Here is a 15,120-nt window from a genome sequence, read left to right as displayed (position 1 = left end):
ATAATATTGATAACTACCATTTAATCTTAAAGTCCGTTTAATTGCAAATAGTGTTCAGTAATTGTTTTTGAGATCAATGATATACCATAATGAATCAGTTGATCTTGATTAAGCTTCTTCCGTCGTTAAAGACTGAGAAGAGCGAATGAGTGTTAACATTTTATAATGCTGTTTTACTGTATTCTATTAAAAGAGAACATCAATGAAAGATATCTGACAATAATAACTATAAAATGTAAACGTGATCTTTTATATTTTAGTGAAATTGCCCAACACCAACGGTCTATAATGTGGTATTATTATGAATTATAAATGAGAATGATGTTAAAGGGGTTTGGGTATGGAAGGGTTTATGGAACAGGTTATGAAGGTGAACGAGTTCGTGAACAACCTTGTTTGGGGATGGCCGTTTTTACTATTGATTTTTGGAACAGGGATTTTCTTGACGGCTTTTACAGGATTTATTTCTTTTAGAAAATTTGGATATATCATCCGACAGACATTTTTCAAAATCTTCAGTAAAGACCAAGTTGGTGAAGGAGAAATTACAGCGTTTCAAGCTGTTTCAACGGCTTTAGCTGCGACAGTTGGTACAGGAAATATTGCCGGTGTCGGAACAGCCATTGCAATCGGTGGACCAGGTGCGGTTTTCTGGATGTGGATCGCTGCCTTGTTTGGAATGACAACGAAATATGGGGAAGTTGTCTTGTCTATCAAGTACCGTGAAAAGACAGAAGATGGTCGCTTCGTTGGGGGGCCGATGTACTACCTAACGAAAGGTGCCAACATGAAATGGCTCGCGATTGTTTTTGCGGCATTTGGAACACTCGCAACCTTTGGGATTGGAAATATGGTTCAATCGAATTCCGTTGCGGATTCATTGAATGCGACTTTTGGAATCAATCCGTTGATTACTGGAGTCGTGTTAGCTGTTTTAGTAGCACTGGTAATTCTAGGTGGTATTCAGTCAATCGGGAAGGTTACTGAAATCATTGTACCTTTCATGGCTGCCATTTATATTATTGGTGGGGTCAGTATCATTTTACTGAATATCACATTAGTACCTGAAGCATTTAGAATTATTTTCCATGATGCTTTCACAGGTTCAGCAGCAACAGGAGGATTCGTTGGATCTTCTATTATGTTATCTGTCCGCTATGGTGTAGCTAGAGGAGTCTTCACAAATGAAGCTGGACTTGGTAGCGCACCGATTGCGCATGCGGCTGCGACAACAGATCATCCTGTTAGACAAGGGCTGTGGGGCGTCTTTGAAGTCTTTGCAGACACGCTTGTCTTATGTACGATCACAGCACTTGTTATCGTGATGACAGGAGCTTATGATACAGGACTAGACGGTGCACCACTAACTACTGCGGCCTTTGAAGAAGGACTGGCGTACGGCGGATATGTTGTAACGTTTGGCCTGATTTTCTTTGCTTTCTCAACGCTACTAGGCTGGTCCTATTACGGAGAACGTTGTATGGAATTCTTGTTTGGACCGAAATCGATCATTGTTTATCGTCTCGTTTACTTGCCATTGATTGTTGTAGGATCAGTTGGCGGTCTGCGTGCAGTATGGGCGCTAGCAGATACCTTGAATGGTTTGATGGCTCTACCAAACTTGATTGGTCTTCTTATTTTGAGTCCGGTTATTGTTAAACTGACCAAAGAGTATTTCGGCAAGGGCGGAATCTACGAAAAAGAAGAGACGCAGAAATAATTTAATAAGAAATTGACGGAGAACCTCTAATTTAGGGGTTCTTTTTTTCTGTAGAAGGGTACAATAAGACTATCAAAAGGATATGATTGAAACTTTGTATTATGTGAGTGATACTATTACAGTAGTTAGTCATTCAATTAAAATTAGGAGTGGTAGCTTATCAATACGGAAATTATCAGAAGTAAAGCAAACGAAATCGTGAAAAAGAACCGTTTGGTTACATACGGTTCAGTCATCATACCACCGATTCTTATATACGTAGTATTACTTGGTGCAATTATCATTCCCATTTTATTTGAACGTTTCATTTCGGCCTATACACTTGCAATTTTGATTGGCTTAATCGCTGGAATCGTTCCTTTTTTAGTAGCCAGTATGCATTTAAAACTTGTGCGAGACGAAAAAATATCTATTAGAGCATACGTGATTGATGAAATCAGAAATAATGGTATCCGCTATTTCGCAGGTTCTTTGCTTATACAAGTATTTATTTTTCTCTGGGCACTCTTGTTTACGATTCCTGGTATCATCAAACAGTATTCTTATGCGATGACACCTTATATAATGAAAGACGACGCTTTTATTAGACCCATTGATGCGATTACGGAAAGTCGTAGAATGATGGACGGGCATAAGAAATCTCTATTCTTCCTTTTTTTAACTTACGCATTACCGCCTGCTTTGTTGTATATACTAGTATTGACTATCGCGATAGTTGGTACTGCTTTCTTGCCTGATGGTGCCTATGAAGGTGGTACTGCAATGTTTATTTCTTTGGTTGCCCTAGTAATGTTCACTATTACAGTAGTGGGCCCGCTTATCTTAGCTATCAGAAATATTCCGCGCTATAATGTTGCAGCTGCGCTTTTCTACGAAGAAATTCGTGCAGAAAATCATTACGTCTTTGAAGAAACGCAACCTGAGTGGGATGAAGAATTTTAATCTATAAGGGTAGAGTCGGTATTGAAAAGTGAAACCTTGTAGTAGTAAAGTCGATTACCTATGTAATATACGCTTTCATTTCCTGACAGATAAATCAAAACGGATAGGAGAGAATGATCATGAAACTATTGATGGCTTTATTTGGATTGATAGTGCTGAGTGGATGTGCTGGAAATGAAGAAGGAGAGTTCTTATACAGTTTCAATCAAATTGATCATTCAAAAATCGTTACGGATACAGTGATTGAGAATTGTTTGGACGTATCCATAAAGGAAGATGGGATGGTCTTGAAAGAAGAAGAACTCGATGAATTTCTCTTAAACATTAAGATTACAAATCAATCCAGTGAAGAGTTAGTTGTAGGTAGCGAATGGAGTCTTGAGAAATATAGATTATTATCTGATATTTAGCACGCCTATCTTGTCTATATTAATGGGTGTTTTTTTAAGTTTGAGTATATCTACGAAATAAAACAATTGAGTCATTCAAGGATTGAATACAAAAAATACCAGAAGTTAGCAGTTAAGCTGACTTCTGGTATTTTAGTTTTTTATTGATCTTTATTTAACTCTTCTTGTTCTTTTTCGCTAACAGTCACTGATGATTTTCCTGATTTAGATCGTTCTTCTTCAGCTAATTTTTCAGCAACTGCTTCGACAAGCGCTTCGTCTTGAACGCGTGTTTGAATGACTTCATTGATGATGTGATCATCTGTAACTCTTTGTAGTTTTTGGTTAACTGCTCGTTCAATCAAGAATTCCTGTCTTAGACCTAAATAGAGAGAATAGATCATTGCGAGCAAGATAAAGGTGAACGGCAAGCCGGTAATCACCGAAGCTGTCTGTAAAGCGGATAATCCACCACCAACAAGTAGTGTAGCTGCGATAACCCCTGCAATAGCAGTCCAGAAAATACGTTGCGGAATTGGAGAATCCAATTTACCACCAGAAGTTAAGTGATCGACAACCAATGAACCAGAATCTGCGGAAGTAACGAAGAAAACAATAACCAATACAATTCCGACAAATGATAGAATTTGAGGGTAAGGTAAGCTTTCAACCATTGCGAATAAGGCAAGTGACTCATCAATAGCAACAGCGGATGCTAAATCAGCGATACCATTCATTTCTTGGAAGATGGCTGTTCCACCGAATACGCTCATCCAGACGAAAGAGATGGCCGTTGGAATCAAAACAACCCCAACAATAAATTCTTTAACCGTACGTCCTTTTGAAACGCGTGCGATAAACATACCAACGAATGGTGACCATGAAATCCACCAAGACCAGTAGAATATCGTCCAGGTACTTTGCCAGTTACTGTCCCTGAAGGTTTCAGTCCAAGTACTCATTTCGATAAAGTTTGCCGCGAAGTAGCCAATATTTTGAGTGAACCCACTTAAGATATAAACAGTGGGACCTGTGATCAATACGAATAGCAAGAAAACACCAGCTAGAACCATATTGATTTCGCTTAGACGTTTAACACCGCCATCTAATCCCATAATAACGGAAATCGTGGCAAAACCAGTAATCACAACGATCAAAATAACTTGGACAGTCGTATTAATACTGATTCCAAACAAATTGTTTAGCCCAGCATTCACTTGAGAAACACCAAGACCAAGTGATGTTGCGAGTCCCATCAATGTAGCGAGCACTGAAAGGATATCGATAATATTTCCCCAGAATCCGTAGATTTTATTTCCAATCAACGGATAGAAAAGAGAGCGAATCGTTAAGGGTAAGCCTTTATTATAAGAAAAGAAGGCTAGTCCGAGTCCAACGACAGCGTAGATCGCCCAAGGGTGAATACCCCAGTGGAAGAATGTAGAAGCCATAGCTGACTGAGCAGCAGGCGAATTCGGAGCCACAGAGTCAAACATTGGAGAAGGGTTACCTAGGTGATTAATCGGTTCTGCAACACTCCAGAACAGTAACCCGATTCCCATACCAGCGCTTAGTAGCATGTCGTACCAGGCAAAACGAGAGAACTCTGGTTTTGCTTTTTTTCCACCAATGACGATGGATCCGTAACGACTGAATGCAAAGTACAATCCTGCGACAATGAAAATATTAGCTGCGAAAATCATAAACCATCCCATGTTACTAGAAATAACATCGAGTGTATTTACAAAAAATGTTTCAGCCTGTTGAGGGAATAATAGCGTTATTGCAATAAAAATAGCGAGTATGATTGCCGAAGGAATCGTAACTTCAGGATGGATATCAAATCCATAGCCTTTCCAGTTTCTTTCTCCAACTTCTTCTCGACCTTCTTTATCAAATAAAGAAACAGTCGGTCTGATTTGAAGACCTTTGAATCGTTCTCTGTTCTTGATCGCGTCTTTGCGCGCTTCTATTTCTTCTTTACGAAGCTTCTTGGCTAGAAGTCGTTCTGATTCGAGTTTTTGTCGAATTCAGTTTGCTCTCTCGGTGGCCTCTTTTTTCTTTCGGGTTTCTTTTTCTTGTTTTTTCTTTGTCCATTGTTATCAACCTTTCTTAGTTTGTGGTAAGAAGGATACAACAACACTCAATAGTCAACCAAGTCATTACTATTGAATCATGTTGATTTACACTCTTCTCGTAAGTAATGTCCTTTAACTATATATCTAAATCATTTTAACATGTTGAAGGCTATCTTTCACTAAAGAATAACTTGGATTTTGGATCTATACTTTTTAAATAATAATAGTTATAAATATAGAATGGTAGCTTCCTAGATAAGTGAAAAAACTCTACCCATGCACTTAGCTTCACTAAGTGCATGGGTAGAATTCGAGAGTATAGGGTATTGAATTTTGTTCGGGGAGTTAGGTTTCAAGATTTGTTCTTTTTCCTGAATAAATAAAAGAAGTCATATCAAATTTTGTAGAAGCTTTGATAGAGTAGGTTTTTTCTGCGATTCTGTCTAGTCCTTTATGTTCGTAAAAACCATAATTACAGTTTGTATCCGTATAAAGGAAGAAATGATTGAGGTTTCTTTTTTTCATTTGTTCCAAGAATCGATTGAATAGTCCAGAACCGATCCCTAAGCCTTGTGCTTTTTCTCCAACAGCAAATAAGGTAACTTCTCCTTCAAAAGTTTCGTCTAACTGATCAAATAGCTGCTGGTCATTTGAAAGAACTTCTCTTTGAATCCTTAGACTGGCTCTGCCTTCTTTGGATAGCAATAAAGGAATACCGTGCACCAAAACATTCAGTAAATACAGTCTGCTACTTAGAGGGACTTTACCAAAACTACTTGCTAGCATACCGACTACTTCTCCATCAACTTCAGCGACTTCCGTATAAGATGATTTAGCTAGTTCATAATTTAGAAAAGAGGTTCCCATATGGTAAGCATTCTTTTCAGAAAGAGTTTGATCAAACTTCCAGTTTTTGATTAGAATAGAAACCAGTGACGGAATATCTCCTTTTTCTAATACTCTATATACAACTTTTTTCATCATAACACCTTTCTTCGTCCTAGTTTATTGATTACTATAAGTATAAACGCTACAGTTACTGTAAGGTCAAGGGGGAAGAGGATGAAAAAGTACAGATTTAAAGTTTCGGAATTGGCTAGTCTGTTAGGTATCAACAAGAGAACGTTACATTACTATGATGAGATCGGATTGTTTTCTCCTGACTTTAAGGATGATAACGGTTATCGATACTATTCAGTTGAGAAGTCAATGGACCTAGCTGTTATTTTATCTTTGAAAGAACTGGAAATTCCTCTGGAGGATATTAAAAAAATTATTGATGGGGACATGTCTCATTCCAAAACGATTCTTGAAAGTAAAATTGATGAATTAGACAAGCAAATTGAATCTTTAAAAGAAATCAGACAACTAGCCACTAGAAAATTAAAACAAATCAAGATGACTGAAAGAGGATTCTTTAATATTGAAGAGATTGAATTGCAGGAAGAATACCTGACGTTAAGTGAAGTATTGGAAACAGATGACCTTTTGACAACGTTTAATGCTGTATATCAGTTATTGAATGATGAAGGGAAATATTTATTTACCAATAATCGCTATGGCTATATGATTCACACCCGAAAGAAAATCCAAAATAGTAAAGATGAATTCTACGATTACTTTTACCTTGAAAAAGGTCAGGTAACTCAGGGGGCCTTTGTTAAGCCAGCTGGGAACTATTTAAGCATGCTTTATACTGGGGCAGAAGCGGGTTTATACAAAGCGTATGAGGATATCTTGAAATTTGCTTCGAAAAATCAGTATGAACTAACGGGTTACTTCTACGAATTTCCGATTCATCAAAGTGTGCATGAAAATCCTGAGGCGTTTATTACGGAAATACAAGTTAAATTCGCCAAAAAAATATAAAACATAAGAGACTAGTGAGGGAAGCTGCGGATTCTTGCAGTTTTCCCACTAGTCTTTTTATGCATTAATTCATTGTTTTGAGTGAACGGTTTTTTACGATCGTGTTCAGTCGTTCATTATAGATGAACATGATGATTGTAAAGAAGCAAAGGTATACGGGATATAATTGAATACTCAAGATTGAAGCAACCCATCCGAATAATGGCGGCATGAAGGTTGTTCCAAAATAAGCTACCGCCATTTGAATACCGATAATGGACTGAGAATAAGCTTTTCCAAAGTTTACTGGTGTACTATGAATAACCGAGGGATAGATTGGAGCACAGCCGATCCCAATAATCACGAGCCCTGAGAGGGCAAAGCCAGTGAAAGTTGTTGGAATAAATAGTAAAAGAATTCCAATGAATAAGATACCTGTTCCAATTCTAATTAACTTTGTATCTCCTAATCGATTGGCTATAAACCCACAAATAAATCGACCAAAAGTAATCCCTAAAAAGAAGAACGAAGCGAATTGAGCAGCCGTTTCAGGATCGACTGATCTGGCTTCAACAAGATAAGTACTTGCCCATAGTCCTGTAGTTTGTTCAATTGCCTGATATGCAAAAAATGCGATCAAAAGGGGAACGATACCGCTCAGTCTGAAAATTTCTTTGAAAGTCAGTGATTTGGATTCTGCAATCTCAGAGTCCTCGATACTTTTGTATCCACCTCTCCACAAAGGTAAACTGAAAAGTAGAATAAGAGAAATGACAACTTGAATGATCCCCACAGTTTGGTAGCCGCTAGACCAACTGTCTCCTCTTGTTAAGTAAAATCCCATGATGTAAGGGCTAATCGAAGCGCCAACACCCCAGAAACAATGAAGCCAGTTCATATGTTTTGGACCATAATAGAGTGCCACGTAATTGTTTAAAGCCGCATCAACTGCACCGGCACCAAGACCATAAGGGATAGCCCATAAAATTAAGGAGACGAACGTACTCGAAATTGAAAAACCGAAAAGCGCAATAGCTGTAGTCAGAACACTCAAAAAAGTTACTAAACCAGCACCAAGTCTTTTAGTCAGTTTGTCTGAAAATAAACTGGAAATAATGGTTCCACCAGCTATCGTCATGGTGATAAGCCCAGCGTACGAAACGGGGACATTGAGCTCTCCTTGCATAACAGGCCAAGCTGAACCAAGCAAAGAATCGGGTAATCCGAGACTGATAAAGGCGATATAAATAATCAGTAAAAGTAATGAATACATAAAAGCTCCTATACGAAATATTTTGAAAGCGGATCAAATTTAACTTACGAAGAAAACTGTAACACAATTCAATCCAGATAGCAGTAAAAACTTTGTTTTAAATTACGTAAAAAAGAAGCTTTCAGAGTTACGGAAAGCTTCTTTTCAACAAGTTAAAATTCATAGAACTTTATAATGCAATTCGACAAACTGATTAAAAGTCTGTGTGCCAATCAACGTAAGGTCTACATGATAAGAGCCAGGGTTGAAGAGTGGAATACCTGTAACAATAATTTTTGGAGCGACCGTGACATAAAGTTCATCGACAAGTTTATTTTTCAGAAAATAAGTAAAAAGTTGTCCGCCACCAACTAACCAGATAGTTTTACCATTGTTCTTTTTCAGCTGATTTATAAACTGTGGAATATCGTTTTTTATAAACTGAACATCATCAGTGTTTTTGTGTTCAAGTTTTGAAAAAACAAAACTTTGCTTATCTTTATAGGGGTATTCCGTGAATTGATGATTATTTAAGATCCAATCATAAGTTTTTTTGCCCATCAAAACTGTATCAATCGTATCGTAAAAGGCTGAATACCCATTATCGCCTTCTCCCTCCACTTCAAATAACCATTCTAACGTTTCTTCTTCTGTAGCAATAAAACCATCCAGACTGGTAGCGATAAACAAAACGACTTTTCTTTTTCCACTCATGGAGCATACATTTTTTCAAAGTAGTTTAGTCAATATCATGGAACGAATGATTCATTGTGACTGTTCGTGAGTTTTTGGAAGTCTTCTAGTGAGTAAACTTCTTTATTATTCCATAACCATCTAGGACGAATGTCGTCGCTAAGGTGATAGCGATTATCTTCAAAAATTGTATCTGTATTTCCTGTATATTCATGACTGATAAACAAACCAGAAGAAGCTGTCAGTTCATTGGACTCGATTATATTTGAATCAGAATAGTACTGAAATAAGATCTGTCCACCTTCAAGACCAATCATATCATTATCAGTCAATGTATTTCCTGAAATCAGTGAGTTGGTTGTTCGCCCTCTATCGGCATCATAACCACCAATGGAAATACCTGCATAAGTATTTTCGTAAACGTCATTATTCAGTATTTTTATATGATTGGCTGATCGATCCTTGTGTTCTGAAGTCGCTTCGATACCGATATCGTTTTGGTGAACGGTATTGTTTTCAATTGTGATATCTTGCCCACCATCTATATAAATTCCGCCAGCACTATAATCGTTCTGGTAACTTGAATTGTGATAACTGGAGTTGTTGTGGACTAAATTTTCACTGATAATTCCGTCTCGAGCATAATCTTCATTGGTATCATCTGCAATACCTTCATATCCGATAGCATCGATAGCGATATTATCTGTTTCATAGATATGGTTTTCCTTAATAGAAAAATCACTGACATTTCCATTAACCACAAGTGCTTCGCTCAGTCCAAGTTTAAGGTTGGTCAAAGTGTTTTTATGAATCTCAATATTTTGAATAGATGCGTTACCGTACACAGCGATTCCATGTGCGTTTCCTTCAAATGCAGTGGTCACAATATTTTCAATCCAATTATCAGTGAGTTTGATATGTTGACTGGGTCCAGTGATTAACATACCTATGACCGTTTTGTCAGGATCATCTGTGGAGAGATTTTCAAGTGTCAGTCCTTTTATTGAGATATGATTGTATCCATCAATTTTAACTAATGCACGGTCATCAGGGGTATCTTCAAATCGTTCACCACTTAAATGAACCTCTTCGCCAGAGTACGCTTGAAATACGATTGGACCTGAGGCAGTACCGCTATGTTGGACAATAAGGGATTCAAAGTAGGTGCCTTCTCGAATAGACACAGTCGTCCCGGCAACAGCTTGATCTGCGGCAGCTTCTAAAGTTTTTAACGGTTCGTCAATGGTTCCTGGATTCTCGTCATCGCCGTTTGAGGCAACAAAGAGTTCAGATACATTGTCCGCAGGTGTTTGGAAATCACGTAGATTAAACCAAAAGAACCCTGAAACAACGAGGACCAATCCGACTACAGATAAAGCTTTCTTCAAAGTATCTCTTCCTTTCCAAGTAAAATGCTTTTTAAGAGAGTATAAGCTAAATAAATGTAAAATCTTATCTCATTTTATAAGAAAATATCTTATAAGTTTTTCGTGAGATCCATTTTATTTCTTTGTAGTTTGCGATTAATCAAATCGCTATAATGAGGGTGAAGATCGGTTTTTAGATTCTACTATTTATCTTTTTGAAAATCTTAAACCGATATTCGACGAAAAGTGTTATCGATTTTCAGTCGATCATAATCTAAAATCCAATCATTAAAGGTCGTATAAGCTTCTTTCAAAGCATCTGGAGAACGAGCGATTACATCACAGCCACGGTCATCATACACTTGGAAAATGGTTTTCTTGTTTATATTAATGAAGTAAACAAAGTGAGACAAGCTCGGTTGTATGCTGAAATCCTGATTGCAGAGTGCTTTAAGCATAGGAGCATACTGGAGTTCAGCCGTTTGACAACGTAAGGTGAATCTGTGAACTGGGAACGGGTCGATATCATCCTCTAAATCGGTAGAGTGAAGCTGCTGATACTGTATCTTGAATAATAGATGTTTGTCTACATAAGGAGCAAAATTCTTAAGTTGACGTTCGAATGGTTTCCCGGTTTCCTTATCTGAGACATCTATTACAATAAGTATAGTATCGTCAGGCTGATGGAGAAATTCAAAAAGGGTCTTCGCTCGTTTATAGGCATCGTATAAATAAGACTCTAGTGAATCATTTTTCTCTTGCCCAAGTTCATATCGAATCCCAATTCCCCATTTATAAAATAAGGAGGGATAAAGTTCTAGATTAGGAAAATGCTGTTGCATGAAATCATCTAAATACATCAAAACACCTCGTAAGTTTGATTCGTACGTTAGTTTAGTATACCGTATTAAGACAAAAGATTGTTTAATGGAGAGGAGAAATGTGAATTGCATAATTCATTTGAAGAAGAGAATGAAAAGCAATTGTATAAAGGTAAGGGATATTCCTGTTTTGGTGTGTTTTCCTTGCTGTTTATCGTGGTAATCATCTTGATTCTAGGATTTATTGGTTTCTTGCTTTATAGCTTTGTGAATACGCCGTAGATTGAATTGAAATTTTAAAAAATCGTTCTTTAATAATGCTACTAAGATTATTTATAAAAAAAGGAGCGTATACATATGGAAAATGTCATATCAGGAGAAAAAGTTGCCTTTACACACTTTGAGGAAGAAGATTTCGGGATGCTGACGCAATACCAGTGGGACAATGAATTTTTACGCAATATTAGCTGGGATACCTTTCATCCTTGGAATGAAGAAGCATGGAAAACCTTTCAGGGAGATAGTGACAGTAATGAACGCTTTCTGTTTGCCATCAGAGAACGATTTTCTAGCGAATTTGTAGGCTGGGTATCCTTATCTGATGTACAATTCAAAAATAGAGGAGCTGAACTAGGACTCGCAATCGTTCCGGCATCTAACAGAGGAAAAGGATACGCAACAGATGCCGTGCATACCATCTGTAAGTTTGCCTTTTATGAGTTAGGACTTCACAAAATACGATTAAGCGTACACAGTAACAACGAACCAGCAATCAAAGTTTACGAAAAAATTGGATTCCAAAGAGAAGGCGTCGACCGCGAAGGTCTGTTTCAAGACGGTAAATGGCTAGATGTTTACAATTACGGGCTATTATTTGAGGAATGGAAAAAAGTTTAGAATAAAAAAGATCTCGAAGTAGGATGACAACCTAAATCCTTCGAGATTTTTTTTCGATTAATGGGGCAATTTGAAATGAATAAAACTCAATCGAAACCCATTCGTCAAATCACCAAACTTTTCGCCTTCTGACACAATGATCTGCTGGTCGAGTAAGGCCATCAATAACTGTTCCACTTCTTCTTTTGAACGACCAGGGAAGCGACAATAAAGATGAAAACCGCCTCTGGCAGGTTCGAAAGCGATCGTGTCCCCAAACTGTTCACGCAACCAGTCTTCCATTGCTCGAGCTCTTTTCGCCAGCTCAACTCTAACAAATTGTAAATGATCTTCAAGTTCATTTCTCAAAAAAGCATCTGCCATAAATTGAGGAAGAAAACTGACCTCAGAATCAATTTGCAATCGAATATCTGCCAGTTCCTTTAGTACAGCTTGCGGACCCACCATCCAGCCAACACGCAAATGATGTCCAGCCAGTTTAGACATCGTTCCCAAATAAATAACCTGCTGCGCCGTATCGAGTTGCTTTAGCGGAAGATAATCCATATCTTCGTCAAACGCCAATCCACCATAAGCATCGTCTTCAACAATTGGAATCCGCTTCAATAAACAATAATCCAGTATCTCAGCCTTTCTCTTCGCACTCATAACCAAACCTGTCGGATTTTGGAAAATAGGATTCAAAAAGACCATCTTCAAAGAATGATTCAAAGAAGCCTCCTGCAGTCCCTTAATCGTCATCCCTTCGCGATCCATCTTGATCGGCACGATCCGAAGACCCGCAGCTTGAAATAGGCGCAGAGAGTAGAAGTAAGAAGGTGCCTCTATTCCGATTGTATCTCCCGGTTTCAGAAGTCCTTGCGTAATCAGAAACAAGGCATTTTGCGTACCAGAAGTAATTAGGATCTCTTCGAGCGGGACATCGATTTGATAAGTGCGCTTCAGATGACGCTGCACGCTTTCTCGTAAGCTTTTTATACCATGAGCGACGGCTAATTGGGCTTTTTCCTGCTCAACAAGTTCTTTCCAAGATAAACTTGGTGCGTGAAGTTCAGGAAGAAGATCAGAACGTAAGCTACCGTTTGAGAGGTCTAGCACTGTTTCTGGAAACTGAACTTTCATACGTTCTGCGGCCTGCTGATAAGGAGAGGTTCTTTTTAGATGTGCAGTGGTCAGTGCTGTACCCCAATTGATCATCGGACGCATTTGTAAGCCCCATTTATCTGGATTTACAAACGTACCGCTCCCTTTTTTTCTCGTCAAAACACCTTGAGCAGTCAATTCTTCCATTGCACGAATCACTGTTGACCGGTTTACATCTAATGCTTCAGCCAGTTTGCGTTCGGCTGGCAATCGTTCTCCAGCTGCTAACTGACCGGACCGAATCTTTTCTTCTATCAATAACATGATTTCTTGATACAGTGGCTTGGTTTTTGTTTCTGGAAGAGACCAGTTTTCCATAATAAAAGTTCCTTTCTGATTTTTTATTATTCTACCACAAAATTGGATGGGTTAATTATCGTCCAATTGGATGTAGGGAGAGGCTTCCTCTTTTTGTATACTGACAATCATTAAGAAAGATAAAAAATTGGGGGACATGGAACATGAATGAAAAAGTAATCGGTAGTGAACGAGTGAAACGTGGCATGGCACAAATGCAAAAGGGTGGTGTCATTATGGATGTCATCAATGCAGAACAAGCACGCATCGCAGAAGCAGCGGGTGCGGTAGCTGTTATGGCATTGGAACGTGTACCATCTGATATTCGTAAAGCAGGTGGGGTTGCGCGCATGGCGGATCCAACTATCGTTGAAGAAGTGATGAATGCGGTCAGCATACCGGTCATGGCGAAAGCAAGAATTGGACACATTTCAGAAGCGAGAATCCTAGAAGCAATGGGTGTCGACTATATTGACGAAAGTGAAGTACTCACGCCAGCCGATGAAGAATTCCACTTACTGAAATCAGACTATGTTGTGCCTTTCGTCTGCGGTTGTCGAGACTTAGGCGAAGCACTGAGAAGAATTGGTGAAGGCGCATCTATGCTGAGAACCAAAGGAGAACCCGGTACCGGAAATATTGTTGAAGCGGTTCGTCACATGAGACAAGTGAATAGCCAAATTCGTTTGTTATCGACAAAATCTGATGATGAATTGATGACATTCGCTAGAGACTTGGGCGCGCCGTATCAATTGGTAAAAGAAATCAAAGAATTAGGAAAGTTACCAGTCGTAAACTTTGCGGCAGGTGGTGTAGCGACACCAGCAGATGCGGCACTGATGATGAGTCTGGGAGCGGACGGCGTCTTTGTCGGGTCCGGTATCTTCAAATCAGAATCGCCAGAAAAATTTGCACGCGCAATCGTTCAAGCAACGACAAATTATGAAGACTATGCATTGCTTGCGGAACTGTCTAAAGACTTGGGCGAGCCGATGAAAGGGATCGAAATCAGCCACCTACAAGAAAGCGAACGGATGCAAGAAAGAGGCAGATAACTATGACGAAAAGAATCGGGGTTTTAAGTTTACAAGGCGCTGTCACAGAGCACCTTGAAGCGCTAAAAAGGTCAGGGGTTCAAGCTGTTTCCGTCAAAACGGAAAAGGATTTCGATCAGTTGGATGGCCTTATTATTCCAGGAGGAGAATCAACCGCTATCGGACGCCTGATTCGGGAACAAGGACTGGAAAAACGATTACGACAGGTCTATCAAGAAGGAAAAGCGATATTTGGAACGTGCGCCGGACTGATTTTATGCAGTACAGACAACAGTCACGAAACAACCGATCTTCGCTTGGGCTTTATCGAGATGGAAGTGGAGCGTAATGGTTTCGGTAGACAAGTGGCCAGCTTTGAAACGTTACTATATTTCAAAGGCATCGAACAACCAGTAGAAGCCGTTTTTATTCGAGCACCTTATATCCAGTCAGTGGGATCAAATGTTAAAGTCCTAGCAAGGATAGACGATAAAATCGTTGCAGCTGAACAAGATAATGTACTGGTAACGGCGCATCATCCTGAATTAACAGAAGACGATACGGTTTTGGCTTATTTCTTGAAGAAGTGTTGATTGGCTTCGGACCTTTTAAAAATTTCATTAAAGTTATTTGTTTATT

15 protein-coding genes are annotated in these 15,120 nt (G+C 38.8%); 8 read left to right on the top strand and 7 right to left on the bottom strand.

What is annotated here, in order from left to right; all coding sequences use genetic code 11:
• Nucleotides 1–340 precede the first annotated feature (340 nt).
• The 3 genes from LG377_RS11270 (at nt 341) to LG377_RS11260 (ending at nt 3,072) form a co-directional block, all read left to right on the top strand.
• Entirely contained in the window at nt 341–1,720 is a 1,380-nt protein-coding gene (locus LG377_RS11270; RefSeq protein ID WP_225744823.1) for a sodium:alanine symporter family protein, read from the top strand.
• A 198-nt stretch (nt 1,721–1,918) separates the two neighbouring features.
• The gene (locus LG377_RS11265; RefSeq protein WP_225744822.1) at nt 1,919–2,662 is read left to right on the top strand and encodes a DUF975 family protein; all 744 of its coding nucleotides are present in this window, start codon (nt 1,919–1,921) and stop codon (nt 2,660–2,662) included.
• A 119-nt stretch (nt 2,663–2,781) separates the two neighbouring features.
• Nucleotides 2,782–3,072: a hypothetical protein gene (locus tag LG377_RS11260; protein ID WP_225744821.1), complete on the top strand. Its 291-nt coding sequence runs from the start codon at nt 2,782–2,784 to the stop codon at nt 3,070–3,072.
• Between the two features lie 140 nt (nt 3,073–3,212).
• Here the strand turns inward: LG377_RS11260 and LG377_RS11255 are convergent, their stop codons facing one another.
• Both LG377_RS11255 and LG377_RS11250 read right to left on the bottom strand, forming a co-directional pair.
• Nucleotides 3,213–4,835: a BCCT family transporter gene (locus tag LG377_RS11255; protein ID WP_370632581.1), complete on the bottom strand. Its 1,623-nt coding sequence runs from the start codon at nt 4,833–4,835 to the stop codon at nt 3,213–3,215.
• Nucleotides 4,836–5,474: 639 nt separating this feature from the next.
• Nucleotides 5,475–6,110, bottom strand: a complete 636-nt coding sequence (locus LG377_RS11250; protein WP_225744820.1) for a GNAT family N-acetyltransferase — start codon at nt 6,108–6,110, stop codon at nt 5,475–5,477.
• A gap of 81 nt (nt 6,111–6,191) precedes the next feature.
• Between LG377_RS11250 and LG377_RS11245 the strand changes: the two genes are divergently transcribed.
• A complete protein-coding gene (locus tag LG377_RS11245; RefSeq protein ID WP_225744819.1) occupies nt 6,192–6,998 on the top strand; it encodes a MerR family transcriptional regulator in 807 nt (268 codons plus the stop codon).
• A 64-nt stretch (nt 6,999–7,062) separates the two neighbouring features.
• On the opposite strand, the gene LG377_RS11240 is transcribed toward LG377_RS11245, so the two are convergent.
• From LG377_RS11240 to LG377_RS11225, 4 genes are all read right to left on the bottom strand, one after another.
• Complete coding sequence (locus LG377_RS11240) at nt 7,063–8,250, bottom strand: sugar MFS transporter (protein WP_225744818.1); 1,188 nt, start codon at nt 8,248–8,250, stop codon at nt 7,063–7,065.
• Nucleotides 8,251–8,409: 159 nt separating this feature from the next.
• Nucleotides 8,410–8,943 carry a dihydrofolate reductase family protein gene (locus tag LG377_RS11235; RefSeq protein WP_225744817.1) on the bottom strand — a complete coding sequence of 178 codons (534 nt, stop codon included), beginning with the start codon at nt 8,941–8,943 and terminating at the stop codon, nt 8,410–8,412.
• 35 nt (nt 8,944–8,978) lie between these two features.
• Nucleotides 8,979–10,310, bottom strand: coding sequence for a right-handed parallel beta-helix repeat-containing protein (locus LG377_RS11230; RefSeq protein WP_225744816.1), 1,332 nt, complete (start codon nt 10,308–10,310; stop codon nt 8,979–8,981).
• A 203-nt stretch (nt 10,311–10,513) separates the two neighbouring features.
• Nucleotides 10,514–11,149 carry a DUF3885 domain-containing protein gene (locus LG377_RS11225; protein WP_225744815.1) on the bottom strand — a complete coding sequence of 212 codons (636 nt, stop codon included), beginning with the start codon at nt 11,147–11,149 and terminating at the stop codon, nt 10,514–10,516.
• Nucleotides 11,150–11,236: 87 nt separating this feature from the next.
• On the opposite strand from LG377_RS11225, the gene LG377_RS11220 reads away from it, so the two are divergent.
• Together LG377_RS11220 and LG377_RS11215 are read left to right on the top strand one after the other, a co-directional pair.
• On the top strand, nt 11,237–11,392 hold the full coding sequence (locus LG377_RS11220; RefSeq protein ID WP_225744814.1) for a hypothetical protein: 156 nt from the start codon (nt 11,237–11,239) through the stop codon (nt 11,390–11,392).
• Between the two features lie 75 nt (nt 11,393–11,467).
• Nucleotides 11,468–12,007: a GNAT family N-acetyltransferase gene (locus LG377_RS11215; RefSeq protein ID WP_225744813.1), complete on the top strand. Its 540-nt coding sequence runs from the start codon at nt 11,468–11,470 to the stop codon at nt 12,005–12,007.
• A gap of 57 nt (nt 12,008–12,064) precedes the next feature.
• On the opposite strand, the gene LG377_RS11210 is transcribed toward LG377_RS11215, so the two are convergent.
• Nucleotides 12,065–13,468, bottom strand: a complete 1,404-nt coding sequence (locus LG377_RS11210) for a PLP-dependent aminotransferase family protein (protein ID WP_225744812.1) — start codon at nt 13,466–13,468, stop codon at nt 12,065–12,067.
• A gap of 143 nt (nt 13,469–13,611) precedes the next feature.
• Here LG377_RS11210 and pdxS point away from each other — a divergent pair, with 143 nt between their 5' ends.
• The gene (gene pdxS / locus LG377_RS11205) at nt 13,612–14,502 is read left to right on the top strand and encodes a pyridoxal 5'-phosphate synthase lyase subunit PdxS (RefSeq protein ID WP_225744811.1); all 891 of its coding nucleotides are present in this window, start codon (nt 13,612–13,614) and stop codon (nt 14,500–14,502) included.
• 2 nt (nt 14,503–14,504) lie between these two features.
• Nucleotides 14,505–15,074, top strand: coding sequence for a pyridoxal 5'-phosphate synthase glutaminase subunit PdxT (gene pdxT, locus LG377_RS11200; protein WP_225744810.1), 570 nt, complete (start codon nt 14,505–14,507; stop codon nt 15,072–15,074).
• Nucleotides 15,075–15,120: the final 46 nt, after the last annotated feature.

The sequence above is a fragment of the Marinilactibacillus sp. Marseille-P9653 genome (genome assembly GCF_916618885.1).
Classification (GTDB): domain Bacteria; phylum Bacillota; class Bacilli; order Lactobacillales; family Carnobacteriaceae_A; genus Marinilactibacillus.
Note: the sequence above shows the minus strand (reverse complement) of the source record. Positions and strands in the feature narration are given on the sequence as shown.

Coding starts and splice junctions, on each gene's coding strand:
- LG377_RS11270 (WP_225744823.1), top strand. CDS start 341: ATGGAAGGGTTTATGGAACAGGTTATGAAGGTGAACGAGTTCGTGAAC.
- LG377_RS11260 (WP_225744821.1), top strand. CDS start 2,782: ATGAAACTATTGATGGCTTTATTTGGATTGATAGTGCTGAGTGGATGT.
- LG377_RS11250 (WP_225744820.1), bottom strand. CDS start 6,110: ATGAAAAAAGTTGTATATAGAGTATTAGAAAAAGGAGATATTCCGTCA.
- LG377_RS11245 (WP_225744819.1), top strand. CDS start 6,192: ATGAAAAAGTACAGATTTAAAGTTTCGGAATTGGCTAGTCTGTTAGGT.
- LG377_RS11240 (WP_225744818.1), bottom strand. CDS start 8,250: ATGTATTCATTACTTTTACTGATTATTTATATCGCCTTTATCAGTCTC.
- LG377_RS11235 (WP_225744817.1), bottom strand. CDS start 8,943: ATGAGTGGAAAAAGAAAAGTCGTTTTGTTTATCGCTACCAGTCTGGAT.
- LG377_RS11225 (WP_225744815.1), bottom strand. CDS start 11,149: ATGTATTTAGATGATTTCATGCAACAGCATTTTCCTAATCTAGAACTT.
- LG377_RS11215 (WP_225744813.1), top strand. CDS start 11,468: ATGGAAAATGTCATATCAGGAGAAAAAGTTGCCTTTACACACTTTGAG.
- LG377_RS11210 (WP_225744812.1), bottom strand. CDS start 13,468: ATGGAAAACTGGTCTCTTCCAGAAACAAAAACCAAGCCACTGTATCAA.
- pdxS (WP_225744811.1), top strand. CDS start 13,612: ATGAATGAAAAAGTAATCGGTAGTGAACGAGTGAAACGTGGCATGGCA.
- pdxT (WP_225744810.1), top strand. CDS start 14,505: ATGACGAAAAGAATCGGGGTTTTAAGTTTACAAGGCGCTGTCACAGAG.